Annotated in this window: 24 protein-coding genes; 17 read left to right on the top strand and 7 right to left on the bottom strand. The window is 66.8% G+C overall.

The features are described from left to right. Positions 1 to 77: 77 nt before the first annotated feature. The 3 genes from ICC28_RS09210 to ICC28_RS09200 form a co-directional block, all read right to left on the bottom strand. Positions 78 to 1148, bottom strand: a complete 1071-nt coding sequence (locus ICC28_RS09210) for a Dyp-type peroxidase (RefSeq protein WP_317453985.1) — start codon at positions 1146 to 1148, stop codon at positions 78 to 80. A 112-nt stretch (positions 1149 to 1260) separates the two neighbouring features. After that, complete coding sequence (locus ICC28_RS09205; protein WP_188287937.1) at positions 1261 to 1701, bottom strand: SUKH-3 domain-containing protein; 441 nt, start codon at positions 1699 to 1701, stop codon at positions 1261 to 1263. 1 nt (position 1702) lies between these two features. Then, entirely contained in the window at positions 1703 to 9082 is a 7380-nt protein-coding gene (locus ICC28_RS09200) for an RHS repeat-associated core domain-containing protein (protein ID WP_317453984.1), read from the bottom strand. A 729-nt stretch (positions 9083 to 9811) separates the two neighbouring features. Here ICC28_RS09200 and ICC28_RS09195 point away from each other — a divergent pair. From ICC28_RS09195 to ICC28_RS09170, 6 genes are all read left to right on the top strand, one after another. Then, positions 9812 to 10390 carry a DUF6907 domain-containing protein gene (locus ICC28_RS09195; RefSeq protein WP_188287935.1) on the top strand — a complete coding sequence of 193 codons (579 nt, stop codon included), beginning with the start codon at positions 9812 to 9814 and terminating at the stop codon, positions 10388 to 10390. Continuing rightward, complete coding sequence (locus ICC28_RS09190; protein ID WP_188287934.1) at positions 10387 to 10593, top strand: hypothetical protein; 207 nt, start codon at positions 10387 to 10389, stop codon at positions 10591 to 10593. Before ICC28_RS09195 ends, ICC28_RS09190 begins: the two co-directional genes overlap by 4 nt. Then, positions 10590 to 11012: a hypothetical protein gene (locus ICC28_RS09185; protein WP_188287933.1), complete on the top strand. Its 423-nt coding sequence runs from the start codon at positions 10590 to 10592 to the stop codon at positions 11010 to 11012. The genes ICC28_RS09190 and ICC28_RS09185 overlap by 4 nt, the downstream gene beginning before the upstream one ends. A gap of 314 nt (positions 11013 to 11326) precedes the next feature. After that, positions 11327 to 12181, top strand: coding sequence for a hypothetical protein (locus ICC28_RS09180; protein ID WP_188287932.1), 855 nt, complete (start codon positions 11327 to 11329; stop codon positions 12179 to 12181). A gap of 795 nt (positions 12182 to 12976) precedes the next feature. Further along, entirely contained in the window at positions 12977 to 14101 is a 1125-nt protein-coding gene (locus ICC28_RS09175; protein ID WP_188287931.1) for a hypothetical protein, read from the top strand. Then, positions 14091 to 14534 (top strand): hypothetical protein, encoded by a 444-nt coding sequence (locus ICC28_RS09170; RefSeq protein ID WP_188287930.1) that lies wholly within the window; start codon positions 14091 to 14093, stop codon positions 14532 to 14534. The genes ICC28_RS09175 and ICC28_RS09170 overlap by 11 nt, the downstream gene beginning before the upstream one ends. A gap of 5 nt (positions 14535 to 14539) precedes the next feature. Here ICC28_RS09170 and ICC28_RS09165 read toward each other — a convergent pair whose 3' ends face one another. Then, positions 14540 to 15505, bottom strand: coding sequence for a hypothetical protein (locus ICC28_RS09165; protein ID WP_188287929.1), 966 nt, complete (start codon positions 15503 to 15505; stop codon positions 14540 to 14542). Between the two features lie 203 nt (positions 15506 to 15708). After that, positions 15709 to 16590: an ETEC_3214 domain-containing protein gene (locus tag ICC28_RS09160; protein WP_188287928.1), complete on the bottom strand. Its 882-nt coding sequence runs from the start codon at positions 16588 to 16590 to the stop codon at positions 15709 to 15711. A 64-nt stretch (positions 16591 to 16654) separates the two neighbouring features. On the opposite strand from ICC28_RS09160, the gene ICC28_RS09155 reads away from it, so the two are divergent. Together ICC28_RS09155 and ICC28_RS09150 are read left to right on the top strand one after the other, a co-directional pair. After that, complete coding sequence (locus tag ICC28_RS09155) at positions 16655 to 17116, top strand: GntR family transcriptional regulator (protein ID WP_188287927.1); 462 nt, start codon at positions 16655 to 16657, stop codon at positions 17114 to 17116. Position 17117: 1 nt separating this feature from the next. Further along, on the top strand, positions 17118 to 17684 hold the full coding sequence (locus ICC28_RS09150; RefSeq protein WP_188287926.1) for an HD domain-containing protein: 567 nt from the start codon (positions 17118 to 17120) through the stop codon (positions 17682 to 17684). Here ICC28_RS09150 and ICC28_RS09145 read toward each other — a convergent pair. After that, the gene (locus ICC28_RS09145; RefSeq protein WP_188287925.1) at positions 17672 to 18145 is read right to left on the bottom strand and encodes an NUDIX domain-containing protein; all 474 of its coding nucleotides are present in this window, start codon (positions 18143 to 18145) and stop codon (positions 17672 to 17674) included. The two genes, ICC28_RS09150 and ICC28_RS09145, sit on opposite strands and share 13 nt — an antisense overlap. 3 nt (positions 18146 to 18148) lie before the next feature. Further along, positions 18149 to 18904 (bottom strand): helix-turn-helix domain-containing protein, encoded by a 756-nt coding sequence (locus tag ICC28_RS09140; RefSeq protein ID WP_188287924.1) that lies wholly within the window; start codon positions 18902 to 18904, stop codon positions 18149 to 18151. Between the two features lie 676 nt (positions 18905 to 19580). Here ICC28_RS09140 and ICC28_RS09135 point away from each other — a divergent pair. From ICC28_RS09135 to traB, 9 genes are all read left to right on the top strand, one after another. Further along, the gene (locus ICC28_RS09135; RefSeq protein WP_188287923.1) at positions 19581 to 19874 is read left to right on the top strand and encodes a hypothetical protein; all 294 of its coding nucleotides are present in this window, start codon (positions 19581 to 19583) and stop codon (positions 19872 to 19874) included. Beyond that, positions 19871 to 20194, top strand: coding sequence for a hypothetical protein (locus ICC28_RS09130; protein ID WP_188287922.1), 324 nt, complete (start codon positions 19871 to 19873; stop codon positions 20192 to 20194). The genes ICC28_RS09135 and ICC28_RS09130 overlap by 4 nt, the downstream gene beginning before the upstream one ends. Further along, on the top strand, positions 20191 to 20721 hold the full coding sequence (locus tag ICC28_RS09125; protein WP_188287921.1) for a hypothetical protein: 531 nt from the start codon (positions 20191 to 20193) through the stop codon (positions 20719 to 20721). Before ICC28_RS09130 ends, ICC28_RS09125 begins: the two co-directional genes overlap by 4 nt. Further along, positions 20718 to 21728, top strand: a complete 1011-nt coding sequence (locus ICC28_RS09120) for a DUF2637 domain-containing protein (RefSeq protein ID WP_188287920.1) — start codon at positions 20718 to 20720, stop codon at positions 21726 to 21728. Before ICC28_RS09125 ends, ICC28_RS09120 begins: the two co-directional genes overlap by 4 nt. Next, a complete protein-coding gene (locus ICC28_RS09115) occupies positions 21728 to 22135 on the top strand; it encodes an RRQRL motif-containing zinc-binding protein (protein ID WP_188287919.1) in 408 nt (135 codons plus the stop codon). The genes ICC28_RS09120 and ICC28_RS09115 overlap by 1 nt, the downstream gene beginning before the upstream one ends. Continuing rightward, a complete protein-coding gene (locus ICC28_RS09110; RefSeq protein WP_188287918.1) occupies positions 22132 to 22335 on the top strand; it encodes a hypothetical protein in 204 nt (67 codons plus the stop codon). Before ICC28_RS09115 ends, ICC28_RS09110 begins: the two co-directional genes overlap by 4 nt. A 273-nt stretch (positions 22336 to 22608) precedes the next feature. Beyond that, positions 22609 to 23106 (top strand): hypothetical protein, encoded by a 498-nt coding sequence (locus tag ICC28_RS09105; RefSeq protein ID WP_188287917.1) that lies wholly within the window; start codon positions 22609 to 22611, stop codon positions 23104 to 23106. A gap of 17 nt (positions 23107 to 23123) precedes the next feature. Then, positions 23124 to 23687, top strand: coding sequence for a plasmid transfer protein TraA (gene traA / locus ICC28_RS09100; RefSeq protein WP_188287916.1), 564 nt, complete (start codon positions 23124 to 23126; stop codon positions 23685 to 23687). A gap of 57 nt (positions 23688 to 23744) precedes the next feature. Continuing rightward, positions 23745 to 25763, top strand: coding sequence for a plasmid transfer protein TraB (traB, locus tag ICC28_RS09095; protein WP_188288063.1), 2019 nt, complete (start codon positions 23745 to 23747; stop codon positions 25761 to 25763). Positions 25764 to 25932 lie beyond the last annotated feature (169 nt).

Below are 25932 nucleotides of genomic sequence, written 5' to 3'. Positions count from 1 at the left end.
AGCAAGACACCGCTCGAAACTGCAACTCTGCCTGGCGTGGGCGACACACAGCACGCTCCTGATCGCAGCCTTCGGCGTCACGAAATTGCGCGGATCCACTCGTCCCCGGGCGGCGGCACGAAGAAGTAGCCGCCGCCAGTGGTGAGGAGGTACTTTGCCATGGCCTCTCCCTCCAGTCGCTTCTGCACGGTTTCGAAGCCTCTGGCCAGATCACGCTGGAAGCAGGAGAAGATGAGTCCCTGGTCACCGTCCCCTCCGCGGTAGTTGTAGCCGCGCCGGACCATGGGCGGAGGGTTGCGCCGGTCCGGAGCTGCCCTGCGGACGTGGGCGTCAAGCGGTGTGATCTTGCCTTGGGGATCGGTCGAGAAGACGGGCCGCTCGGTGCTGGGGGTTCCGTCCAGCCACCGCCCGTCCCTTCGCCGACCGACGATGCGCTCCTGCTCGTGGACGGTGTCCCGGTCCCAGAAATCGGTCGCGAGCCGGATGATCCGTACAACCTGGTAGCTTCCTCCAACTGCCCAGGACGGTTCGCCCTGGGCACCGGTGACGATCGCGCGGTCGGCGGTTCCGGCCGAGGTAGCCGGGTTTCCGTAGCCCTCGGTGAAGTGGAACGGATTGCGGGCCAGGCCCCTGCCGTCCTCCGTGCGGTTCTCGGGGCGCAGGCCAGCCATGCGCCAGCGGACCCGCCACTGCGGCAGCGCGTCCAGCGTCTGATCCGCCGCCTTGCTCACCGCCCGGGCTGAGGTACCGGTGACCTGCAGCAGCAGGTCACCGTGCGACTGGGCGGGATCCAGCACATCGCCCGCGAAGGACGGCATTCGCTTGAGGTGTCGGGGCCGTTCTGCCTCTTCGGGAAGGAGGCTGTCGCCCAGCGCGAGCCACGCGGCTATGTTGCCGCCATCGGTGGCAGTGACAGCACGTTGTGCGGCTCGAAGGGCTCCGAGACGGTGCTGCCGATCTGCGCTGAGGTCAAGGGAGATGAGCTGCGCGCACGGCAATGGTGCGGCACCGCGCAGATAGGCCGACTCTTCCTCCTGGTGAGAAGACTCGCTGTTCAGGACTGCGGCGCTTGCAGCGGCGAGGCCACCGACTCCAAGGGCGGCAGCCGTCGACGCGCGCAGGAGTCTGCGTCTGCTGTGCGCCGTCACAGAGCTGTCCCTCCCGTCCGACACAAAGCTTGAGTGTCGTATCGGTTGAGTCGGGAAAACGGGGCAGGCACGGACGTGTTCTCGTGTGGGAACGAATCCGTACGGCGTCTCATCACTCGATGACAATTTCGGGAGCGACTCCGAGGACCAGATTGTCGAGAGCGGCAGGCATTTCACCGAAGTGAGCCAGCCAGTCTGCGACGAGGTATATGACCGATTTCTCGTCGATGGCGAGGAAGAAACGCCCTTGATCCAGTTCGCCGATCGGGAACAAGGACGCACCGACCTCTTCGCCCCACTCGGAGAACCGGTCCTCTTCTCCGTACGCCAGGCTGGGTTCCAGTTCGAACGGTTCGCGTGCACTGCTGATGCCAGGTCCACTGATGTCGACGGAAATGCCGCCGAACTCCGCGAGAAACCTCTCAGCAGCGTGATGCATGGTGATCCCGCGCCGCTCAAACTGATCCCGCCATTCAGCAGTCGACACCTTGCGCCCTTCGCGCCATCCAACCGACCGCAGAACTTCCTCGGTTTCTGCCGAGAACCTCGTCATGCTATTTCCCCGTCAAGAAGTCGAGATTGAATTCTTTCACCAGCGCCTTGCAACTGTTGCACGGACCCACACGGTATCCATGTTTGGGGTGCTTGACGTCTGGTCGGATGACAACGGCCGCCACCTTCGAGCCGGTCGGATCCATCCCGTTCGTGAGCGCATTGCTGAGACAGACGGGCAGGCCGCACTTTCCATGCCCCCGACCATGCTGTGAGGCTGGAACCTGATCGAGGATGTCCTGGACACGGGGATGCAACGCCGGCGGAGTCCCCCGGACGCTCGTGTGGCGGATGACCTGCCCGTTGGGCAGCTCGATTGCCTCGGCCACAGACGGCCTCAGTCTGCCGGGGCGAATCGCCGAGGCCTGGTCAGCGAGGCCACGTGCGGCCCGCACCGCGGACTCGCCGGCGCGCAGGCCGCCGAGGCCGCCCTCGAGACAGCCCAGGAGCGCGGCTCCGCCGACCTGTCCCCAGTTGACCTTGCGTCCCGACAGCCGCTGCGCGCCCCAGTCGAGGAATCCTCCGAGCCCACCGCCGATGACGCAGCCGACGACCATGGGGTTGTTGCCGGAGGGGTCGGTGTAGGTCGTCGGAGAGGAGAGGGCGTACTGGTAGAGGTTGGTGCCGCCGGCGTAGCCGATGGGGTCCTGGGAGATGAAGCGGCCGGTCTGCGGGTCGTAGTAACGGTTGCGGTAGTAGAGCAGGCCGGTGCCGTCGTCCTCGCGGCCGGTGAAGGTGTACGGGTTCGAGGTCGCCGTGCCGGAGACGGTGGGTGTGCCATGAGGATCGTAGGTGTAGGTCGTGTCGATGGTTCCGTCGGCGCTCGCCAGGCCGACCACACTGCCGAGGGCGTCGGTCAGGTAGGCCTGGGTCGTGCCGCCTTCGGTGCGGGTGAGGAACTCGTCCAGCCCCGAGGTGGCCACCGTGGCGGTGGTCGCGCCCGCACTGTCCTGCTCGGCCAGCGGGTTGGCGCCGTCGGTGAGGTAGCGGGTGGTGGCATCGCTGATGGTTTTCGAGATGCGTCCGCCGACCGGGTTGTAGCCGAACGACGACGTTGTTCCAGTCCTTGTCAGGCCGGTCAGCTCGCCACGGGCGTTCCAGGTGTATGTGCGGAGGCCGTCGTTGGTGAGCTGCCCGTCCGCGTTGTAGGTGAAGGTACGCCCGTCGTAGCCGGTGATGCGGTTGTCCTTGCCGAACTGCGTCCCGGTCTCGGCGGCGGGCAGGGTCACCTTCGCCAGCGAGCCGGTCAGCCCGGCCTGGAGGGCGCGCTCGTCCCGGGTGTACTTCAGGTCACCGATGGTCGTGTCGCCCTGCGTATACACGATGGACTTGATGACGCCGGTGGTGTCGTAGTCGGTGGTGCGCGTGATGCCGCCGGGCAGGGACGCCGTCTTCTCCCGGCCCACGTCGTCCAGGCCGAAGGTGACCTCCTGGCTGCCCGACGTGACGGAGGTCAGGACGTCTGAATTGTCGTAGCCGTACGTCGTGCTCGCCCCGGCCGCCGTCATCCGGGTGCGGCGGTCCGCGGCGTCGTAGTCGTAGCTGACCGTGCCCGTGGGGCCGGTGGTCGAGGCTGGGCGGTCGTAGACGTCGTAGGTGAAGGACTGGTTACCGGCTTGGCTGTCGGTGATCTGCTTGAGCAGGTCGTTGTCGTCATAGCCGTAGGTGACGGTGGATTCGGCCTGACCTGTGTCATCGATGCCGTACCGGACGCTCTTGAGCCGGCCCAACAGGTCGTAGTCGGCCATGGCTGACGTGCCGGATCGGCTGGTCGCCTTCTTCAGGAACCCGGCCGCGTCGTACTCGAACAGGGACTGTGCGCCGAGCGGGTCGGTCGCCGTTTCGGGGCGATCGGCGTCGTCGTACGCCCAGTTCGTCGTGTTGCCGCGGGCGTCGGTCAGGGCGGTGAGGTTACCTCCCTCGTCATAGTCGAGGCCCGTGGTGTGGCCCAGCGGGTCGATGATCTTGCGGGGCTGGTTGAGCTTGTCGTACGTCACGGTGGTCGACGAGCCCGACGCGTCGGTCAGCGCGCTCGGCCGGCCCACGGCGTCCGTGAACTGGACAGCGGTCCGGCCTTCGGCGTCCGTGATCGCCGCGAGATCGCCGTTGCTGTAGGTGTAGGTCGTCACCGCGTTCAAGGCGTCGGTGATCGTCCTGACCTGCCCGGCGCTGTTGTACGTGTAGGAGGTCTCGCGTCCTTCGGCGTCGGTGGTCTTCGTCAGGTTGCCGTCGGCGTCATAGGCGAATGTGGTCGTGTGACCAAGTGCGTCGGTGATGCTGCTCGGCTGGTCGTAGGCGCCGTCGTAGACCACCGTGCTGGTGGTGCGGGCGTCGTCGGTGCCGGCGAGCTCGACTGTCCCGGTCAGGTGGCCGTCGGTGTCGTAGGACAGCTCGGTGCGGCGCCCGTAGGGGTCGGTCACGGCGTCGATGCGGTGGCCGGTGCCGCGCTCGTAGACCGTCTTGCGGGCGAGGTCGGTGCCGTAGGCCTCGGTGTCCGAGACGCCGTAGCCGCCGTCGAACTCCACCCGCCGTACGGCGCCGCCGGGTTGGGTGACCTGGGTCGCCGTGACCTCGCCGGTGCCGGTCACGGTGTAGGCGAAGGTGTACTTCGCGCCCTCGGTCAGTGTCTGCTGCTGGACCCGGCCGTCCGCGTCGTAGGTGTTGGTCATGTAGATGATGCCGCGGGCGTCCGTCGCGGTGGCGATGCGGTTGGAGGTGCCGTCGTAGGTGTACGAACTCACCTTCCCGGTCGGGTCGGTGACCGTCGCCAGCCGCCCCTCGCCGTCGTACGTGTACGAGACCGTGCGGCCGGCGTTGTCCCGTGCCTCGGTCACGCGGTTCTGGGTGTCGTAGGTGAGTGTGATCCAGCGTCCGCCGGAGGTGGCGAGCCGGGTGATCCCGCCCCGGTTGCGGTTGGTGCGGGTGAGGGTGAGGGTGTTGCCGTAGCGGTCGCGGATCTCCTTCAGCGGGGCGTACTGCGGGAACTCCCACACGCTGCCGTCGGGGAAGGTCAGGTCCCAGCCCGATCTGCTGTTCCACTCGATCGTCGTGCCGCGGAAGCTGCCGGTGGTGTCCTCCGGCTCGAAGACGGCGTCCCTGAAGCTGGTGCCGTCGGAGGTGCGGACGTAGTGCACCTTCCGGCCGCCGGGGAGGTAGAGGTCGACCTCCTGGTACTGCTCCTGGGAGTGCAGGAACGCGTTGTAGACGAGGTCGCGACCGATACCGAAGGCGCGCTTTTCGGTGTCGCCCTGCCAGTAGGTCCGGGTCACCTCGACGGGAGTGAGCAAGTCCTCGACCGCCAGGTCGGTGCGGCTGTCGGTGAGCAGGCCCGTCGACAGATCCACCGGGTCACCGGACAGCCAGTCGATCGCGCCGTCCAGCCAGGAGGTGGCCCACGCGGGCAGCGACGGGGTGTTGAACATGGCACCGTGGAAGGCCCACACCCGCGTCTTGGCGTCCGGAACCACCTGAGTGCCGTCGGCGCTCACCTCACCGTGCCCGTAGACGTACCAGCCCTTGCCGTCGGGGTCGTAGTCCATGAAGTCGACTCGGGTGCCCGGCGGTTCGTGCGTGTAGTTGGGGTAGATGATCTGCGCGCCCTCGGGGAACACATACGTCCCGCCGGGCTGGACCGTGAAGTAGACGGGGACGACGCCGTCCTTGGGCAGCGGGAACGGGGGACGGTCGATCGGTATCGCCGTGATGCCGAGTTCGGTGACCACCTTGCCGTGCTCGTCGCGGACCACCGAGCCCTTGGGGATGCGGACCTCAAGTCCCGGGATCTGCGGGGTGGTCAGCACGACGTCCTTCTTCGCGGGGGCGTCGAAGGTGACGGTGTGCTTGGTGTCCAGCGGCGTCATCCACACCGGGAAATCGAGGTCCACGGACGCTCCGGCCTTGGGGTGGATGCGGATGTCGAAGCGGCCGTAGGCGCGCTTCTTCGTATTGGCCGTGGAGCCGTCGACGACCAGGGTGGTGGCGTTCGCGCTGATCCCGGTGAGCAGGAAGCGGCCCTTGGCGTCGGTGCGGGTGGTCTTGTCGCCGACCCGGACGGTGACCCTGGCGAGAGGCTTTCCGTTCAGTTTGAGCACGTGTCCCGTGAGCGCCGTCTTGCCCGGCGGGGCGCGCAGCTTCGGCGGGGCTTTCGGTGCCGTGCCACGCCGGGTCAGCCAGTCCCGGCCCTTGAGGTTGTGCTTGTCCGGCTGCCAGGCGTCGGCGCCGGTCGGGACGATGCCATCGCCGCTGTCACCAGCGTGCTTCGCCGAGGCTCGGGTGTCCTGGACTTGCTCTGCGCCTGCTGCGGCGCTGTCTTCCGCAGCGTTCGAAGCGCTCGTGACCGCAGTGGTCGACAGGCCGATGCTGTAGGCACCGGTCCTCAGCGACGCGGGATCCACGGTGACGGTGTAGGTGCCGTCGGCCGGCAGCTCCGGCAAAGCGTATGAGGTCGTACTCGTGGACATGTACCGCTCGTCGACGAGCCACTCCCCGTCCGGTCCGTACACCGACAGGTACCAGGCGTAGGGCGGCGTGCCGCCCAGGCCGACGGTGAGTTCCTGCCCTGCGGTGCCGGTGAAGGTGAACCGGGCGTTCTGGCCGGCGGTGGCGATCGTGGCGTCCCGGGCTTCGCCGTCCACCGTGAGGGTGCCCGCCTGCACGTCAGGGACGAGCTTGGCGGTGGTGCCGCCGGTCACCGGCTTGCTCGGCTGGAGCAGCAGACGGTACGTGCCCGCTGTGAGCGGAGCCCTCAAGTCCGCCTCCTTCGCGGACAGGTAGCCGAGGTTCGTCTGCTCGCTCGCCCCCGGCTCCAGCAGCGCGATCCGGGTGCTTCCGGTGATCGTGGTGTCGCTGAACACCACGGCGGCGCCGTCCCCGGCCTGTGCGTCCAGCGTGTACTGCAGTTGCTGGCCGGGCCGGGTGATCGTCCCCGTGCGGGCAGTGTCCGACAGGGCGCCCGCCTTGGCCGGAGTGGACAGCCACAGCGTCACGCCGCCGGTGCTGGCGTTCTGCGGCTCCAGCAGCAAGGCGTAGGACGAACCTGCTGTCAGACCGGTCAGGTTCAGTGCCTGGGCTGAGTTCTTGGTCATCAGACCGACGTAGTCGCCGTCTCCGCCCTCGGAGCCGACCAGGTTGACGTAGGTGCTCTGGTCGATGCTGTTCCCGGTGAGCCCCACACCGAGATAGTCGCCGTCAGAGCTGGTGAACGTCGCCCGCACCCGCTGCCCGGGACGGGTCACGGTGACCGGCACCGAGTCGCCGTCCACGTCGACATCGACGGCCAGATCGGCCGAGAGGGTCAGCTTGGCACCGCCCTGGGCACCGTCGCGCGGGTCCATGATCACCGTATAGGTGCCGGTTTCCGGCAGGTCGGGCAGACCCTGTGTTCGTGCCCTGGAGGCGCTCACCGTCGCAGAGCCGACGACCTCGGCGCCGGACGGCGCGACGACGGTGAGACTGAAGGATGTGGTGAACGTGTTCTCCGTGATGCCGAGCGAGAGGTCGTCCCCCGTCGTCGCATTGAACGTCGCCTCGGCGTCCTGCCCGGGACGGCTGACCGTCGCAGCGGCCGCGTCCTCGCTGCTGCTCAACCGCCCTACGTCCACGGGCCGGGAAAGAGTGAGGGCCAGTGTTCCGGTGCCGATCCGGGCCGGCTCTGCCGCCAGCCGGTAGGTGCCCGTCTGCGTGAGCGCGTCGCTGTCCCAGTCCGTGGTGCGCCCGGAGGAGACGAGTAAGCTGTCCACCCTGCTGCCGTCCGGAGCGTACAGCCGCAAGGAGACGTACGAAGCGAAGCCCGTGGACGTGACGCCCAGCGACACCTTCTGCCCGGCCTCGGCGGCGAAGGAGGCGGTACCGTCCTGCCCGGGCCGGGTGATCCCCATCTGCACGGCCGCGCCCTGTGTGTCGAGTGCCCCCGCCTCCGCGTAGTGCGAGACCGTGACCTGCGAGGTGCCGGTCGCACCATCCGCAGGATCGAGATAGAGGGTGTACGTCCCACTCGCCGGCAGGGCGTCGATGTCCAGGGAACCGTCGGACGCCTTGGACACCGTCAGCGAATCCAGTTGGTCCCCGTCGGGCTCGTACAGACGCACGGACGTCCCGGCAGTCATGCCTGCGGTGTCGACGCCGATACTGAGGGAGTCCCCCCTCGACGCGGCGAACGTCCACAGACCGTCCTGCCCGGCCCGGCTCATCACCGTAGCGGCCGGATCGTCGGTGAAGCGCAGTTCCCCGCCCACCGGATGAGACATGGTCACATTCACGGCGCCGGCGATGTCCGCAGAGGGGTCGATCACCAGGGTGTAGGTCCCGGAGACCGGCAGATCACGCACCTCGTAGTCGCTCGATGCGCCGTAGACACGGCCACCGCCGCCCACGGTCTCGCCCCGCGGATCGACCAGGTCCACGATCGCCGATGGATCGAACGTGGACTCGGTGAATCCCACAGAGATGTCCTCGCCCTGCTCGGCGTCGAACAGCACCCGGGCACGCTTGCCGGCCTCGGTCACCGCAACGGAGACCGGATCCTCGTCGCCCACCGACATGCGGACCGTGGTCTCGAACTCCTCCTCACCGTCCACGAGCGGCACGGTGAAGTCCTCGGGCGAGGTCGTCCTTCCAGCCGGGGTCTGGACGGTGATCCGTCCGGTGGTCGTGGTCTCGGGCACCCTCACCGTGAGAGCAGTGCCCGTGACGCCAACCAGCTCAGCGAGGGTCCCACCGTTGAACCGGACGAGATTGTCCGCAGCCTCAGTCGCGAACCGCGATCCCGTGATGACCACTTCGGTCCCGGCAGGCCCCGCCGAGGGCTCCACGGAAGTGATGGCCGGGCCGACGGGCGCCACGGTGAAGCTCTCGGTGGACTCGGCGGTGGTTCCGCCGACGGTCACGGCCACCGGCCCGTCATCCGCACCGTCCGGGACAGTCACCACCAGACGAGTCGCCGACGCCTCGCTCACCTCGGCGGTCGAATCACCGAACGCCACCGTGTTGTCCGCGGCGGTGGCGGCGAACCCGGTGCCGGACAGGGTGACCTCGGCACCGGGCGCGGCACTGACAGGTACGACCGACAGCACCGACAGCGTGCTGGAGGCGAACCGGTCGATACCGAGCCGGTTGCCGGCCTCGTCGTACCGGTAGCGGGCGGTCTCACCATCGGGATCGGTCACGCCAACCAGGCGGCCTGCCGCGTCATAGGCGTAGACAGCGTTATCGGTGGTGGGTTCGGCGGCGGCCTGCGCCTGCTCGGATGCAGACTCGGCCGTCTCCTGGGACGACAGGGTGTCCACCACGTCATGGGTGACGTTGGGAGGCTTGGGTTCCGGCGGTACCGCCTCGGCCGACACGGTTCCCACGGCCAGCGCGAGAACCAGCGCCCCCACGGTCACCAGCCGCCGTCTGCCGCCACCGACCACAGCGCGAAAACGCCCACCCCTGCCCTGCATGTGCCCTCCCCAAGGCACTCACGGGACACTCCAGCCCCGTGAACCCCCACCGTCATCACACGAGGTGTCACACCGTAGGGACGCAGGGTCATGTACGCGACACGCCTGGCGACATCTGGCCGAGATCGATCCCACCGCACAGACTGCCGTGATCACTCCCAAGCGCACGTGATACGCCTGAACTGAGCTGGGCATAAGCCAACCAGTCGGGGACGGATTCCGCCGCTCCAGGCGTGCACCATGAAACACTCGATGGCTTGGACACGGCGGTGCTCGCAAGTCATCGCACACTGTTGCGGTCAGCCCTCTCGAGTTCCGCCGCAGCTGGCAGGAGCCCAATAGGGATCGGGCCGGACTGTGTCACGCGATCACACCAGATCCTGTAACAGGTCGTAGGAACAGGACTGTGACCTGCAATGATGCGAACGGCCGACTGTAGTACTAGAGCAGGCGGGCAGGTCTCCCGGGAGTCACCCCGCCAGCCGAAACAGCGCATTCTACGCACCAGTTACCGCGAAATAACCCTACTCCGAGTCTGGCCCCCTCGAACGGGACAGCGCTCTCGACCACGTTCGACAGGGCGCGTATCACCAAAGCAAGGGTCCCGGCCGGTGGTGGGTTCAACACCGGAGGTGAGGCCATAGCCCGACCCCTGCAACGGAGGAGACAAACGTGAAAGACATACCAACGGCCGCCAGCAGCGGCGGTCCCGAGGAGCACACCACCCAGCCTCCCGGGAGCTCCGGCCAGGCCGCCCGGATCCAGTCCGTCCCCGCAGCCCCGTCCGACGGTGAGCCCATCGTGGGAGCGTCCGCTGTCCGGCGCACATTCACCTTCACCAGCGCCGTCACCGGTGAAAAGGTGACCGCGACCTGCATGCCCGGCTGCACGGTCGACCACGAGGCGGACAGCAACACGCATGAGCACCCGCACGACATCTACTGCAACATCCCCGGCGCAGTCGGCGAGCTGCCCCTCTACGGCCCGCTGTGCGACACGGGCAGACCGGAGGACTTCCGCTTCCTCGGCTGGCAGATCGAGTCCCGCCCCTTCTCGGCACGGCCAGCAGAGCGGCTGCCCTTCGTAGCCATTGAGGCCATCGACGACCACTACATCGAGTACCTCGACCCGGACACGCTGGAGATGGTCATCAGCCGCCTGCAGAAGCAGGTCGACTCCCTGCGCGAGGCCCACGCCCAGCTCGTCAACGTCCGCACCGCGTACCTCAACCCACCGGCGGTGGCGGCATGAAGACCACAGCCATCACCGAACGCGCCATCGCCGAGGTGGAGACGTTCCGCACCAAGATGCGGGAACTCGGCTCGTGCTCCCCGGCCGTGGAAAAGTTCGCCGACGAGTTGATCGTCCTCATCATCGTCTGCGGGTCCCCGAAGGTCGCCGTCGAAACGGCGATGCGCAACCTCCTCAGCGAGCCGGCGGAGGCGACGGTATGACGACGTCGACCACGCGCGTCGGCTTCGACGCCTTCCGCAACCGCATGTGCGACCACTTCGGACAGCTGCCCCACGGGCCCGGCAACCAGCACCTCCACGTCCAGCAAGCCCCGCTCGGCCCGGATGAGTACTTCACTCACCGGCTCGACAGCGACGGCCACCACATCGTCTACGACCCGCGGCAGACCAGCGGGCTCATGGTGCGCCAGTTCCTCGGCATCTACGCCACCTTCACCGAGGACCCGATCCGCGAGAGCGTCCGCGACGCCTACTACGAGGCGAAAGCGGCGGGCACGCGGGCAATCTGGCAGATCGTCCTCAGCGAGATCGACCGCACCCAGGACTCCGAGGGTGTGATGGACCAAGTGCTGGAGCTACTGCAACAGGCCTGCGCGACGACCAAGGCAACGGCCGCGTGAGGACGACCGCGAAGACCGCGGTGGTCGGGGGTGTGCAGTTCGTGAACAGCCCCGGCCGCCCGGCCCGCACCTGACAGCAAGCCTTATGGATCCTGAAGACTCGACGCCCGCGAACGGTCACCCACGCGAGTAAAGCGGCGCGACATTCCCCTCACAGTGCGGCTGGCCCTGTAGCGTGCCTGGCCGCAGCTCACAGTCCGCTCGGGCGATGAACGGCAGCGCCGGGCAAGGAAGAGGGAGAGGCCATGGGTGCCCCTTTAACCAATAGTCGCCACCTTCTCCTGGAAGACCGACCGCCGCCGAGCACCCCCAGGATGCAGCGGCTTCCAGGCAAGGCCAGACCACGCCAGGAGGTGCTGCGGGAGTGCGAGGCGGAGGCCGCCGAAATGCGCGGGTATATCCCGCGGGTGCTCTGGGACTTCCTGATTCCGGATCTGACCCGCGTGTTCCGGTGGCGCGTTCAGCTCGACTGCGGCTGCATGCCCGAGGTCCTCGAAGACGGCACCCCACCGCACGAGGCGCAGTGGAAAGATCACCGCTCACCGCTGCCGCCCGGGCAGATGATCTGTCATCACGACGACTCCCCGCCGCCGCCTTATCGCGTGATCACCGGGTGGGGAGAACGGAGGGAGGTGACGTTTCCCGCCGACCCCGTCGAGCCTCCGGACGACACGGACCCCAGAGTTTGGTCGGTGATCCGCCATGACGAGCCGCACACCTCCGCGTTCTGGGAGGTGACGCTAACTTGCGGTCACGTGGAGGAGGCCATCGCCCCGAGTCTCGACTGGGTGCCTGCTTCAGGGCCTCGTCGTGCGGCTGCGGAACGAGTCCAGCAGATGTCCACCGAGTTCGAAGACGCCTGGCGCGTGAACCCAGAGCTGCAGACCGAGCGGGATCGGGAGCACTTCCGACGGATGCTCGCGGACGGCTGGCCGACGCCGGAGCCAGAACAGCTCTGTTATTCCTGCCCCCAAGTGCGAATGATCTTGGCCTACGAGCGCGTCGGATGGCTTATCCCCCGGCAGCGACAGCCCAAGAAGGCGGCGAGCACCGCATCCACGCCCTCGCGGTCCACCTTGGAGCGAAGGCTGCGAAAGGCCGAAGCCGAGGCCGAGCGTCTTCGGGCCGAGTTGGATCGCATCGACCAGGGACCGCTTCGCCCTGAATGAAGCTGGAACGTACCAAGAAGCGGTTTCTGCGTGTACTCACGACCAATCATCGCCAGGACCCGAGCTGGACGTGAAAGCTGTCAGGACCACACAGTCCCGACGCCGCCGACAGCCCCATCGAAGACCGGTGGATTTCACCCGTCGGCCAGGGGCGGCGAGAGTCCCCTGGCGGAGTTTCACGCACAGCTGTCCACCGGTTGCCCACCGGGGTTATTCGCGTCGGCATGGTCCGTTCCCTACGAGCCATTAAAAGACCAGTTCAGAGCCTTGCTTCGTCGATCTCGTCGCAGAAACGAAACCTCCGACCTACGCATTACGATGCACAGATGAACAGTGCCCGATTTGCTCAGATTCCAAGGTCAACGAAATGAAGAAACCCCAGGTCAAAGGCCTGACCTGGGGTTCACCTTGGAGCCGCCTTCGGGATTCGAACCCGAGACCTACGCATTACGAGTTGTCCGATCTTGGTCCAGACACGTCCATAGATGTCCGCCGAGAGACACCCGCCCCTGGCCAGAGCGGGTCACGCACGTGGGCAGACCCTCGTGGACAGTCGCGGATCGGGTGGCCATTGAGACCACGGATGAGACCGGCGCCAGGGCCCGGAGGGGGATGCACTGGGGGTAGGCCGGCAGGAGACAAAGCGCCCACCACGCCACCACGCCACCACGCCACCAGCAGGAGTGTTCCGTTGGCTCCGTTGCTGTTCGATTGCGTCAAGAGCCACTAATGGGGAAACTTGTTCCAGTGGACTGGGCAACATGCATTTAGATGCCGTCTCAGTAGGGTGGGGGTATGGGGACGGATAGTCGAGCCTTTGGATCATGGCGCCTGCGTGGCGGCCGCTACGAACAGCAGGGGCTGCCTGTCGAGGTGCTGGCCGAGTTCGCCAGGTACGAGCGTCTTGTCATCGACGTTGCCCGCGGCTTGTGGAAGCAGCGCCACGCTGCGCGGCAACGCGTCCCTCGGGGATTCGCTTCGTCTTTCTCTCTTCGCCTTTCGGATATCCAGCCGGGAAGCGTAGTCCCCGTGCTTGAGCGAGCCACAAATGACTCGGATGCCCTATTCGACGACATCGATACGAGTATCTTTGATGAAGCGCGCCTCCTGATCCAGGATACTTTGCGTTCAATTCAATCCGGCGCAGGGATCCCTCGCACGTTTCCCCCACATGCACTCCGAGAATTCTCCCGATTCGGCCGGAGCCTGCAAGATGGAGAGTTTATCGAGTTCGACGGAGGCTCTCCGTCTGCTGCTATCTACTCACAGCCCGTCCGTCGACTGATCCATGAACAGGCACGCCTGGAGCGATTTGAAATCGAGACGCTCGCCACAGGTCAGGTAGTTAGTGTTGATGCCGAAAAAGGAACATTCGGCTTCCGCCTAACCGGCGGGAAATCGATTCCAGGACGATTCTCTTCAGATGACCTTGTTCCAGACCTCAGACAGTATCTAGACCGCTCAACAATGGCGCCCACAGTCGCTGTTAATGTGGTAGCAATCCAGTCTATTATTGGCGAGACTATCGAAATTCAGGATGTTCTATCCATTGAACCGGTCCTTCCGGCTGAATGGTCCGAACGCTTGGTAGAGTTGCAAACCCTTGAGAATGGCTGGCTTGACGGTGTGGGCAAGGAGGTGAGCCGGAAACTACTGCGTGAAGTTGAGTCTCTGCTGCTTGAATTCCTGGACGCGCAGGTTGAGCGCCCATACATCTTCCCCACGGAAGAAGGGGGCGTTCAGCTTGAGTGGCCCTTCACAAGAGGCGAAGTCACGGTGATCGTCCTACCTGATGACAAGGTAGAGGCTTACGCATTCTCGAAAGAAGAAGACCAGGAGAGCGAAAATCTGCTTCACTGGCGACAACTTGAAGAGATCACAGAATTCGTAACCAGGGGGATCAATCAGTATGGCGACTGACGACTCCAGCCTTCGACCTGGCGAAATCGAAATAACGAACCAGGAAGAAAAACTGTGGCGCCAAGTAAACCCAGGCTGGGTTCATGACGGACGAGTCAGTAGTCAGCTCTTTCGCCCCACCCCTAAAGACACTGGTGAAGTATCGGTCACAAGATCCTCGCTTGCCACGCCTGAAGAATCATACCGCCATCACACAGAAGTAATGGGTTACGACTCAGCGGGCGTGTACTACGTCGATGTTGCCGAAGTGCAAGAAGTGGGTTTGCGAGCGATCGATGACTCCCAAGTCGATGACGAGGATGAACGTCCCCCGGCGCATGCATACGTTGATTTCAAATCAGTACAGACCAAGGGTGACCAGCAGCGACGAGCAAGCAAGTTGCGCGATAAAGCCGAGAAGCATGGATGGCAGTACGGTCCGGTGACGACCTGAGAATTTTACTGATCTCCGGTGGTGTCACTTGTTTCGTCGAGTTCGCCATCGGTTGATTGCGCAAGCATGAATGCTGCCCACGCCATGCGTACTCCTGGCGGTGGAGGCGTCAAGTTCCATTCGTAGGCATGCACAAGGGGCACGCGTCCCAAGTTCTTCAGTTCCGAAGTCAACTTGATGCGGTTTTCTTCAGAGAAGAAACCGTCCGGCACGCTGATCGCCGCGTCGCCGAGAATATCGGCGGCCCCGACGATGGTCCCGAGGTGCTGGCGCCAAAGTTGATCGTAGGCGAACTCCGCGAGATGCTCGCGGAACTCTTCTTTGTCGGTAACAAGGGCACCACCAGGCGCACCCCATCCCCTCCGTAGCACTTCACCCGCTGAAAAGTGCACAGCGCGACTTGTCGCAGAATGCAGGTACTCGTACTCCTCTACGAGTGATGATCGTTCCGCCACCCATTTCGAAGAGGGGATTACCCCTTGCCACCCCCACCTGCCGCGGAGTTGGCGTAGTTCAGCCTTCAGGCCGTCCAACGTGACGGCCTGAGCATCAACAAACCCCGGTGGGAACCAGAGGTGCACAGTCATATCAAGATCGCCGATGTAGTCCCGCTGGGCGATCAGTGCCCGCCGAGCGTCCCACCGACCCATTGCCAGCAGTAGAGCATCTGCCTCACTACGCGTCATAGAGGCGAGGAATGTAGCCCACATACGTTCCTCAAGGAACGCTCGCACGAACGCCACTGCGAGATGACCTTGTCTGACGTTACCGAGTGCAATCGCCCCCTCAATGGCGTCTCGCTGTCTGCGCACGCAGTTATTGATTGTTAGCGCCCTAACGTCCAGGTCTGGTTCTTCCCAGACGAGTGGGTCCAAATGAATTTCTCTGCGCATTCGCTCAGAGAAATGTTTTAGCGCCTGAAATCTTGGACTGGTGGAGTCGTCGGTTACGGAGGAAACCTGATCTTTCACGACTTTGCCTCCTGCCCATCGTATGCCCTGAGCAATACTAGCTTACATAAGCCTAGCCGGGTGCTGCGGCGAAAACGTTTGAACGCTGACACGCGTCTGTTCGTCGCAGGGCAGAGCGGGTGCCCGGATTCCAGGTTTTACTTGGCGCGGTGAGGACTCGGTGGCCCAGGAGCCCTCATTTTACGCGGATTATGAGCCATAGATCATTCTCGAAAGGCCCTTGGCTCCCGCAGGCGAGACGTTGCCACGTGGATCAACCAGCGAAACCTGATGAGGCGTGCTCGCAAGCCGTATTCGGGCTCGATGAGCATCACGCGGCCGAACTCCGGGCCGACCCCAGAGGGCAGGATGGAATCGAGACGGAGGGCACCACTACCAGCGATAAGAACGGAGTTGATCCGGGCTTGCGCTCGGTAGCGCTCGATCTCCGCAGGGTCATCACACTCCTGCGGGTTGGCTCCCAGATGGACAGGGGCCATAGCGGGGAGTCCGGCGTCAGAGACTCCCACCACCCAGGTTCGGTAGCCGCCTGGGCTGCCGAAGTAGTGGGATTCCGAGTAGGAGTACCGCTGGGCGCCGACAGCCCACAGGGCGAGGCCCTCGACGTCAGGGTCAGGAGCAGGAAGCGAAGACAGGCGCGACTTCCCCAGCCGAACGACGTGGTCGGTGCCGATCCTGACTACCGGACGGAAGATCCTGCTGCGAGTCGTAATCCCGTAAATCTCGACTTCGTCGTCCTCCGTGCACCATGTGGTCAGATAGGCCATCCTGCCCAGCGGCCAGGTGCGGACGGTGAACTCCTTCTCAACGAACCCTGGATCTCCAGTTTCGACCGCAATCGTGTGCTCCTGGAGGCTCCGCTTGTACTGCCATGCAGGCTCTCCAAACAGGCCCTTCACATACTCGTGCCTGACGTGCGGAGCCAGCTTCCGGAAATTCCTGACGAAGAATCCCCGCTTGCCAAGCGTATTGCGCCACCATCCGCGCGCGATGTTGTAAAGGCCGATGCTGGCGACGATGATCGCCGCGGTCGTCCAGATGTTGAGTTTGGTGTCAACGGTAGGTAGCCACTGCACAAAGAGCATCCTGCCGCAACGGAAGCCATGGGAAGCTTGAAACGGACGGTGAGCAGACTGGGAGGGAGAGCGCGTGTCTCAGCAGGTCAGCCCCCGGGGGACCTTCAGGAAGGTCGCGGACGCAGTGAAGGCCCGAGTTGCGGCCGACCCGGACATGACGGAGCTTCCGTCCCTGGCTGAGGTCATGCGCGACCATAAGGTCTCGCGCGGGGTCGCCCTCCGCGCCTTTGGCGTGCTGCGGCAGGAGGGTGTGGCCGAACCTGCGCCTGGCGGGCGATGGCGCGTCGTTCGCGCGGGTGCGCGTGTCGACCGACGCCCGCTCGATCAGCGGATCGCCGACATCATCACGGCTGAGGGGTTCAAAGTAGGGGAAGCCTTCCCGAGCGCTTCCGCGCTGGCCGACCGGTTCGGGGTCTCGCGCCCCACGGTGACTAAGGCACTGGAGAAGTTGGAGACCGCCGGCGTGCTGGCGGGTGGCGGACAGGGCAGGGTGCGGACGGTCCGCGCCGTGCCGACGCGAGAGGAGCGTTCGTAGCTTGCCGACGTTGACCGAGTGGGCCTATCCCCTGGCTGAGTCCCTGCTTGCTGAGCCGCTTCCGCGGCGCTGGAAGCACTGTCTCGGGGTAGCCGAGAGGGCGCGTACGATCGCGCTCGTTCTTGACCAGGACGCGGATCTACTGGAGGCCGCGGCGGTGCTGCACGACATCGGCTATGCGCCGGACCTGGCCAAGACGGGCTTTCACCCGCTGGACGGGGCCCGCTACCTCCGGGACGTGGCCGGCGCCGACGAACGGGTTATCAACCTGGTCGCCCATCACTCCTGCGCCTGGATGGAGGCGGAAGCGCGCGGCTTGCGCCAGGAACTGGAGGGCGAGTTCCCCCGGGAGAGCGCGCACCTGAACGATGCGCTCTGCTACTGCGACATGAACACCACGCCGGACGGAACGTCCACGAACCCGATCGATCGAATCAACGAGATCGCCGGTCGGTACGGACCGGAAAGCTTGATCGGGCAGTTCATCCGCCGGGCCGAACCCGAGATCCTGGCGTGTACGTCGCGCGTGCTCGAACGGGTCGCCGCCGCCAAGCGTCAGCCGATGTAGGGAGTCGGGCGCTTCCGATCCATGGCGTGCCCGATCCGGAGCCGCATCGTGGGGTGTACGTCCAACGTCGTAAGGTCCGCTGGGTCGACCCAGCGGACCTGAGTCGTCTCGTTGCTCGTACGGAGTTCACCGCCGACCGGCCGCGCGCGGAAGCAGATACTGAACTGCTGGCGCACCTCACCGTCGTCGTACTGCATCACGTGACCAGGGTCGGTGTAGATCCCGGACATGTCGACGACTTCGGCCTTGATGCCAGTCTCTTCCCAGACCTCACGCGCCACGGTGTCGCTGATGGACTCCCCCACGTCGTGCCCGCCGCCGGGCAGGGCCCAACGGCCGTTGTCTGACCGCTGGATCATCAGCACCTGTCCCGCATCGTTCTGCACGAATGCCACAACGGAGGGCACCACCGAGTTGGCCGGCGGGGCGTCGGGGTCGTGAAGGTAGTCGATACGTCCCATGGCTCATGCTCCTGTGATGTCGTGTTCGGTCACTGGCCTTGCGCCTTCCCAGGTCTGCTGAACGCTATTGGCGAAGGTGTCGAAGAGCCCACCCCCGGGGAGTCGCCGTAGGTGCAGAACCGGGGCCAGGTAGGCGCCGATGCCGTACACGTGCGTGTTGACGAGCATCTCGTCATCCACACGGTAGATCGAGTTGTAGAGCACGGTGTCATGCAGGCGGAACGTGATCTCAGGGTGGCTGGTGAACAGAGGGCGGTAGTTGACCAGAGCGTTGCGGATCTTTCCATCCATGATGCGGTGACCTTCGTCGATACCGCGCCGGATGACGGCTTCGCACGCCGGATCGCCCATCAGGACACGGATCGCGACGCTCTTCGATTTCGCCTTGAGGACCGACAGAAAGCGCGGATCTTCTGCAAGGCCGATTCCTGCATAGACAAGGATGTCGATGCGTTCCCTGGCACGTTCGCACATCTCCCGCCATAGGTCGGTCGGTACGACGTGGCGATGAGGGTAGACCGTGACGATCTCCGCTTTGCTCAGGTCAGTTGCACTGTCGAGCGAGCGCGTGTCGTCCCACAGCGTTGTCACGTCAACGTTCAGCACGGACGCCGTGGCGTACTGATGGCGTCGGTAAGGAACCTTGCCCTGCGTGATCCAGCGCTCGACCGTCTTCGGGTTGACCTCAATCTTTTCCGCAAGCTCCTGAATGGTCATGTTCTGCGCTAAGAGGGCCGACCGCAGACGCTCGTTGGACATCTCCACCCCCGATGGGACGTCTAGGGACCTCTTGAAGGTAGCCAGATCAACCTGAGCTGTCCATGTATGTGGTGACCAACTCCCCTGACCTGCACCGATTCTGATGGGGCACCAAGAAGTCCCGATGCGAAGCCAAGAAGCTCGGCCGTCGTACTTGACGACCCCCCATGCAGTACCTGTAAAACAGGTACTGCATCACGAACGACCCCGCCGGCCCCGCTTGCACGCGGTCCGAGCGGCAGGGGAGACGTAAAAGCCCGTCGTCTTCACGGATCGATCGGTGTCATCGGCTAAGCCGCTGGTCTGACCCTCGGGCGTACGACCCAGGGACCGGATCACGGGGACCCCGGTGGTTGGGCTGCACCCGGCCCATGACACCCGGGAGGGAGGGAGCAACCACTCAGCGAGTGACGACTGAGTGGCGCGGTCACCGGCGCGCCGTCCAAGGGAGGCGGAGAAAGGCGCGTTAGGAGCCGCGAGACGACAGTGACGGGCTTTCCCGTCACTCGTCATGCGGGCAGGGCGCCGGCGTCAACGTCGATGGCCTGCCCGTTTGATGAGCACTTCGAAGGTTCCACCCGCACCCGCTTCCGGTGCGGTTCCCCTCTTGCGGCGCGCGCCTGTCGAGGCATCTCCGGGCGCGCTGTGGCCGCTCCACTGTGAGGAGAGATCCCCCATGAAGTACATCGTTGCCGGTCATCAGGCCGTCACCGACGCGGAGTTCGCGGAACTGGCGCTCGGTACCCCGCTGGAGCTGTGGCTGGGGGTCGAGAGCGAGAGCAGCGAGGAGCGCGCGGCCCGGCTGGACGCGGCGCGCGACATCCTCGCCGACCCCGAGTTCCGCAGCCTGCCCGAGGACCTGATCCGCCTGGCCGCGCGGGTCGTCGAGAACCACCCGGACCTGTTCAACGTGGTCCCGCTGGCCCGCCCCGCCCGCCGCCGTGCCGTGCGTCGGGGGGTGGCGGCATGAGCGAAGCTGCAACGCTCGATGACCTGGCCGTGGCCCTGCGGGCGCTGCGCCTGCTGAGTGCGGACTTCGGGCACCTGCCGGCGCCTGTAGTGCACGTGAGCGACATCTTCCCGGCCCAGCTCCGGCTGAGCATCTACGACGACTTGGGCGCGTTCGAGGTGTGGCGCGAGGCGCTGGCCGTGGCACCGGAGAAGGTGACGCACGGGGTGCAGGGCGAGGGCATGACGCGCGTGCTGACCGCGTTGACCGACTACGCCGGTGCCAAGGTGCGTCTGGTCGGCTACGCCGACGTGCCCGTTGTGGACGGGGGTGCGGCATGATCCGCATCACCACGCGGGCGCGTATCGCGGGCCTTGAGGATCAGGTTGGTGCGGCTCGTGAGCAGGCCCGGCAGGCCATCGGGGCGGCGGGGGCGGTGTTCGGCCGGCACGCGCGGGAGCTGAGCGCCGCGACCGGCCGCGCGGAGCGCGCGGAGTCGGCCGCGTGCGAGGCGGGCGAGAGCCTGGCCCGCACGCGCGAGGAACTGGCGTCCGTGCAGCAGGAGTTGCAGCGCACGCATGCCGAGATCTGCCGCCTTCGCGAGGAGCTTCAGGGCGAGTCGCTGCAGGGGCGGGCGCTGACGCTGCTGCTGCACTACGGCCGGCCGCACACCATCTACGCCTCCCGCGAGGACGCGCACGCCGACACCGCCACCCACGGGGTGGCCCCGGACGGGTGGGTGCCCTCCGATGAACGCCCGCTGGCCGCGGTTCGGTGGCGGTGTGAGGCGTTCATCTACGACACGGCCTGCAACGGGTTCCGGCGTGCGTTCGTGCCCGCTCCGGAGCCGGTAGGGGGTGCGGCGTGAACAGTGTTCAGACGCGTTCAGCCGAGCGCGCGCTGTCGGGCGGCACGTGGCTGATCGTGTGCGGGGCGATGCTGTACTCCATCCTCACGGTCACGCCGCTGATGGCCGCGCACACGGCCGATGAGTGGGACTGGACGGCCCCGATCCTGCCGCTCGTGGTGGATGCCGCGGTCGTCATCGTGGTCAAGCTCGATGACGTGCTGGCCCGCCTTGGCGGGCACGGCGGACGCTGGCCCATCGCGCTGCGGTGGATGACCGGGCTGATGACCCTGGCCCTGAACACCGCCGACTCCGCACTGAAGAAAGACCTGGTCGGGGTGGCCGTACACGCGGTCGCGCCGCTGCTGCTGATCGTCACGGCGGAGACCAGCCTGGCCTACCGGCGCGCCATCACCTGCGCCGTTGCCGCTGTGGAGGCCGAGCAGCGGGCCGAGCGGGAGCGGCGCGAGCAGGCGGCCCGGGAGCGTGCCGAGCGGGCCCGCGCCGAGGCCCGTGAGGAGCGCGAGCACGCCGCGCAGTTGGCGCGTGAACAGCGTGAACACGAAGCCCGCCTGGCCCGTGAGCAGGCCGAGCGGGAAGAGCGGCAGCGCCGCGAGGAGCGGGAGGCCCGGGAGCGGGCGGAAGCGGCCGAGCGGCAGGAGCGTGAACGCCGTGAACGCTTGCATGAACAGCGTGAACAGGAGCGGCTGAGGCTTGAACAGCAGGCCCGGCAGCAGGCGGAAGCCGAGCAGCGCGAGCACGCCGAAAAGGCCGAGCGTGAACGCCGTGAACGCCAGGAGCGTGCGGAGCGTGAACGGGCCGCACTGCTGCAACGCGGCCCGGCCGGGACCAAGCTGCCGGAGGACGAAGCACGCCGGATCGTGGCCGCCGCGTTCGCCGCGGGGCTGTCGGTGCGCCAGGCGGCGGAGCTGTGCGGCTGGTCGGTCGGCTGGGTCTCCCACCGCTACGCCGACCACCGCGCCCCCGGCGCGGGCAGTCACGCTGAACTCGCCATTGCGGGGCAGTGATGGGTGCCGCCTACAGCAAGTGCTTCGATCCCATCGGTGCCCGCTATGGGATCCCCACCTACCCCTGGCGCTACGCCCCCAACGGTCTGGCCACCCGCCGCCAGCTCCGCGAACGTGGCCTGCGGCCCGGAGGTCAGCCGGTCGTGGCGCAGGTGATGCTGCGCCATCGCGGCCGGAGGTCGGGGGCGAAGGTGGCCTACCTCTACCGCATCGACCGCGCTCTGCCGGTGCGGCCGATGACCTCGCGCAAGTGGGGCGCTCTCGCGCTGGCGATGCTGGCGCGGCGCACCTGCCCCAAGTGCCGCTTCACCTACGACTACTGCCGGCCGACCTCACTCGGCATGTGCGTGTCGTGTGCCTACCCCGATCCTTCGGCCAACGGCTCTGACCTGGGAGGTCAGTCATGAAACACCCCGTGTGTGAGTTGCCGGGCGACGACCGCGCCCGCACCAACCGTCTGCTGGACGCCGCCGACATCGCGTTCGCCTACGACCCGGTCACGGAGCTGCACGCCGACTTCGAGGCGGTCGTGATGGAGGGCCTGCTGGCCGACCAGCACGTGGCCCTCTACCCGCCCGCCGGCCACACCTATCCCCGCAAGGGATGACCCATGGGCCGCGCGTACGCCGCGCTGACCGACGCGGAGGACGCACAGCCCTGAAGCAGCCGTCCGGCACACATCAATGAGGGCCAGCCCACGCCAATTGGGCTGGCCCTCGTTGCGACTGCCGGAAGCAGTCGAGCACCAGTGAAGCAGACCCGGTGAGCCCCGGCGAGCGGCACCCTCGCAGACCCGGTGCAGACCCGGTGAGCCTGCCTCGGCATGACTCCGGGGAACAGCGCACCGCCTCAATCACCCTCCGCATCAAGGAGATTCACTGTGTCCAGCCATACCCGTACCCGCAAGGTGAGGACCGCCGCCGGTGTCCACACCGTCCAGCTCCCGCGTCAACGCGGGCGCCGCTCACAGCCGTTCGTGGTCGTCGTTCCGGAGCAGCCCTCCCTGACCCGCGAGGCACTCGGCTTTGTGGGCCGCGGACTGTGGAGCGTGCGTCAGGCGCTCGCGCCGACCGGTTTCGCCGTGCTGGCCCTGGGCGTGACCACGCTGATGCACACCATCGCCTGGTGGTCCGCACTTGTGCTCGCCCCCGCTGCGTTCGCGCCGGCGGTGTGGTTCGCCGTCATGCAGCGCTCGCGCCCCGCGCACGGGTCCACCCTGCTCTGGCGCTTCGCCCTGGGCATGTTCGCCACGCTCGCGTTCACGTGGGCCGCGCTGGCGGCCGGGTTCGGCCCTTGGGCCGGTGCCCTGCCGCTTGTCTGGCTGCTGGCTCTCATCATGGCGCAGACCGTCTGGCTCTTCATCCGCCGCACCCACTGACTTGAGGAGGTCGCCAGATGGCAACCCCTACGCGTAACGGCAACGGCCGCACCGGCGGCGGCGCGAGCGCTGCGGCCAACAACAAGGGCAACAAGTTCGCGAACGCGGGCGCTGCGGTGGGCGGGTTCGTCGGCGCGGTGGGCGGCTCGTTCGTCCCGCCGATCAACCTCACCGTCAACAACAACCGCGGCGGGGGCCGGGCCCGCGCGGGCGGTGGTTCGCGCTCGCAGTCCCTGTTGCCCGCGCCGGAGTTCACCTCTCCGGCGCAGGTGCGCAACTACTGCAACACCCTGCGGGCGGCCGGGGTGACGCTGTCCATCGAGATCGCGATGGGTGCCGAGATCCTCGAAAGCGTGCTGGCGGCCGTGCCGGACCCGGAGGGCCGCGCGTTCGGCTCCCGCATCCGGGCACGGAAGGTGGCCCGCAAGATGCGCAAGGCCGCCGACGGCATGCGCGACGCGGCAAAGAACGCCGCCGCCTGCTACTCCGCGTTCCAGCAGGAGTACGAGGAAGAGATCAACCGGGTGCGTCACCGTGCCCGGCGTCCCGCTCAACCGGTCATGAACTGGGCTCAGCAGTAAGGAGGTCGGGCCATGGCCCGTGATCGAAGCAGCATGACGACCTACTACCCCGACGGCATGCCCGGCTACGTCATGGACCCCAACGGCGGACCGGAGAACGGCACCGTCAGGGCGTACCTGCTGCACAAGGCCAAGCCGCACATCCCGCCGTGGCTCACGTGGGGCGCCGCCGGCCTGGTCGGCGCGTTGGGGCACTGGCGGTGGCCGGACAACACGGCGGCCGGCGTCGGCCTCACGCTGGCGTCGGTGGCGCTGACCGGCGTCACCTGGGCCGCGGGCAGGTCGACCACCAAGCAGCGTCGCCTGCACTCGGCCGTCACGGTGGCGGCCGGATCTGCGTGGGTGACCGCCGCCTGCCTCGCGGGCCCGACGGCCGGGCCGGTCGACGACCTGTACCTGATGGGCGGGCCCGCCGTGGCCCTGTCCTGGAACGTCCGGGTGGTCCTGCGCAACAACGTCGATGGGGTCGCGGGCAGTTCGGACGGGGGCCTGCTGGAGAAGGTGGGTCTGGCGCGGGCGCAGATCGGCGCGGCGAAGGTGGAGCCCAACCGGGTCACCGCGCCGCTCGCGCTGCAGCCCGGTGAGCAGACCAACGACGACGTGGCCAAAGCGCTGGCCCGGATCGCGTCCGCGCTGGACCTGCCGAAGTCCGCCGTCCGCTACAGCCCCGACCCCGACTCCGAGCGGCGCGGCGACCTGGTCATCGTGCCGGAAGACATGCTCGCCGAGGTCGTGGAGTGGGAGGGTCCCTCCAACCTGGGTGGCTCGATCGCCGATCCGCTGGTCATCGGCCGCTACGACGATGGCGCCCCGCTTGTGATCTGGCTTCCGGGTGATCCGGACGCGGGGCGCAACTCCACGCACGTGCTGGTCGCGGGCGGCACCGGGTCCGGCAAGGGCGACGCTGCCCTGAACCTGCTCACTGAGATCCAGTCCCGCACGGATGTGATCGTGTGGTTCTCCGACCCCAAGGCGTTCCAGGACTTCGCACCCGTGCGGGCGGGCCTGGACTGGGCTGCGGAGGGTGGCTCGCAGACGGAGGTCATGGTGGCCGCCGTCGAGGCGGCCATCCCGGCGCGTACGCGCTGGCTCGGCTCGCACGGCTACCGTCAGTGGGTTCCCGCCGCGGCCCGGGTGCAGAACGCCCCGGAGCACTCCTGCCGCGCGGACGGCCGCGCCTGCGGCTGTGCGGGGATGCCGTTCCTGGTCGCCTGGTTCGAGGAAGCCGCCAACACCCTCCGCGCGATGGGCGACGACGCGTTCACCGGCATCGCCCAGGAAGCCCGGTCCGCCGGTATCTCGCTGATCGTGTCGTTGCAGCGTCCGTCGTACGACCAGATGTCCACCTCCACCCGCGCCTCCCTGCCATCCGTGATCGCACTCGGCTGCGACCCGCGCGATGAGGGGTTCTCGCTGCCGGAGACGGTCATCGACGCGGGCGCCCACCCCGGAGCGTGGGGCAACCGGCGGCCGGGCTACTGCTACGTCGTCTCCCCGGGCATCGAGGAAGTCCGCTACCCCTCGCCGGGGCGCACCCGCCGCTTCACCCTGCGGGCCGTGCCGGTCATGGAACGGCTCGCCGCATGGGCGCAGGCCAACGGCGCGGTCGCCGACCCGGTCACCGCGCAGGCCGCCTCCGGCGTCGCCGGACACGCCTACACCGGCCGCACCGCACCCGCCAGCACCGGTGAGCCGGCGGCGCTGCGGGCTGTCGAGGAGGAGGACGACATGGAGTACAGCGGTCTGCTGGTCGACCCGGAGGACGCGGACATCGACCCCGAGGCCGAGCTTCCCGCACCGGAGGAAGGCGACGACACCCCGCTCTTCGGACACGACACCGGACGCAAGCCGTCGCCGGAGGAAGCCCGCCAACTGTTCGCCGCCGCGCTCGCGGAATTCGAAGCAGCGGGACAGATGGTCGTCGGCCCGCGGGACTTCATGGACTGGTGCGACCGCAACAACCTCTCCCGCCCCTGGGTGTCCGCCCGCCTCAAGGAAGCGGCCATGGACGGGCGGTTGGAGGCGACGAACACCACAGGCCGATGGCGAATCGTCCCCATGCTCACGGCCGCCTGACACCAGCCTGACGCCTGACACCGTCACGGCCGCCTGACACCCAAAACCCTAGGCAAACCCGGTGTCAGAAACGCGTGACGCCCCCGGCGTGACACCCCTGACACCCCGGCCTGACACCCACCCGCACGGGCCCGCCCACATCCGTGGCGCGGGCCCGCCGCCTACCCCG

It is taken from the genome of Streptomyces sp. TRM68416 (assembly GCF_014596915.1).
GTDB lineage: Bacteria > Actinomycetota > Actinomycetes > Streptomycetales > Streptomycetaceae > Streptomyces.
This window is presented reverse-complemented; position numbering and strand designations above follow the sequence as displayed.

What these genes read in the sequence shown, in the direction of transcription:
- ICC28_RS09205 (WP_188287937.1), bottom strand. Translation starts at nt 1,701, where the DNA reads ATGACGAGGTTCTCGGCAGAAACCGAGGAAGTTCTGCGGTCGGTTGGA.
- ICC28_RS09190 (WP_188287934.1), top strand. Translation starts at nt 10,387, where the DNA reads ATGAAGACCACAGCCATCACCGAACGCGCCATCGCCGAGGTGGAGACG.
- ICC28_RS09185 (WP_188287933.1), top strand. Translation starts at nt 10,590, where the DNA reads ATGACGACGTCGACCACGCGCGTCGGCTTCGACGCCTTCCGCAACCGC.
- ICC28_RS09180 (WP_188287932.1), top strand. Translation starts at nt 11,327, where the DNA reads ATGCAGCGGCTTCCAGGCAAGGCCAGACCACGCCAGGAGGTGCTGCGG.
- ICC28_RS09175 (WP_188287931.1), top strand. Translation starts at nt 12,977, where the DNA reads ATGGGGACGGATAGTCGAGCCTTTGGATCATGGCGCCTGCGTGGCGGC.
- ICC28_RS09170 (WP_188287930.1), top strand. Translation starts at nt 14,091, where the DNA reads ATGGCGACTGACGACTCCAGCCTTCGACCTGGCGAAATCGAAATAACG.
- ICC28_RS09160 (WP_188287928.1), bottom strand. Translation starts at nt 16,590, where the DNA reads ATGCTCTTTGTGCAGTGGCTACCTACCGTTGACACCAAACTCAACATC.
- ICC28_RS09145 (WP_188287925.1), bottom strand. Translation starts at nt 18,145, where the DNA reads ATGGGACGTATCGACTACCTTCACGACCCCGACGCCCCGCCGGCCAAC.
- ICC28_RS09140 (WP_188287924.1), bottom strand. Translation starts at nt 18,904, where the DNA reads ATGTCCAACGAGCGTCTGCGGTCGGCCCTCTTAGCGCAGAACATGACC.
- ICC28_RS09135 (WP_188287923.1), top strand. Translation starts at nt 19,581, where the DNA reads ATGAAGTACATCGTTGCCGGTCATCAGGCCGTCACCGACGCGGAGTTC.
- ICC28_RS09130 (WP_188287922.1), top strand. Translation starts at nt 19,871, where the DNA reads ATGAGCGAAGCTGCAACGCTCGATGACCTGGCCGTGGCCCTGCGGGCG.
- ICC28_RS09125 (WP_188287921.1), top strand. Translation starts at nt 20,191, where the DNA reads ATGATCCGCATCACCACGCGGGCGCGTATCGCGGGCCTTGAGGATCAG.
- ICC28_RS09115 (WP_188287919.1), top strand. Translation starts at nt 21,728, where the DNA reads ATGGGTGCCGCCTACAGCAAGTGCTTCGATCCCATCGGTGCCCGCTAT.
- ICC28_RS09110 (WP_188287918.1), top strand. Translation starts at nt 22,132, where the DNA reads ATGAAACACCCCGTGTGTGAGTTGCCGGGCGACGACCGCGCCCGCACC.
- traA (WP_188287916.1), top strand. Translation starts at nt 23,124, where the DNA reads ATGGCAACCCCTACGCGTAACGGCAACGGCCGCACCGGCGGCGGCGCG.
- traB (WP_188288063.1), top strand. Translation starts at nt 23,745, where the DNA reads ATGCCCGGCTACGTCATGGACCCCAACGGCGGACCGGAGAACGGCACC.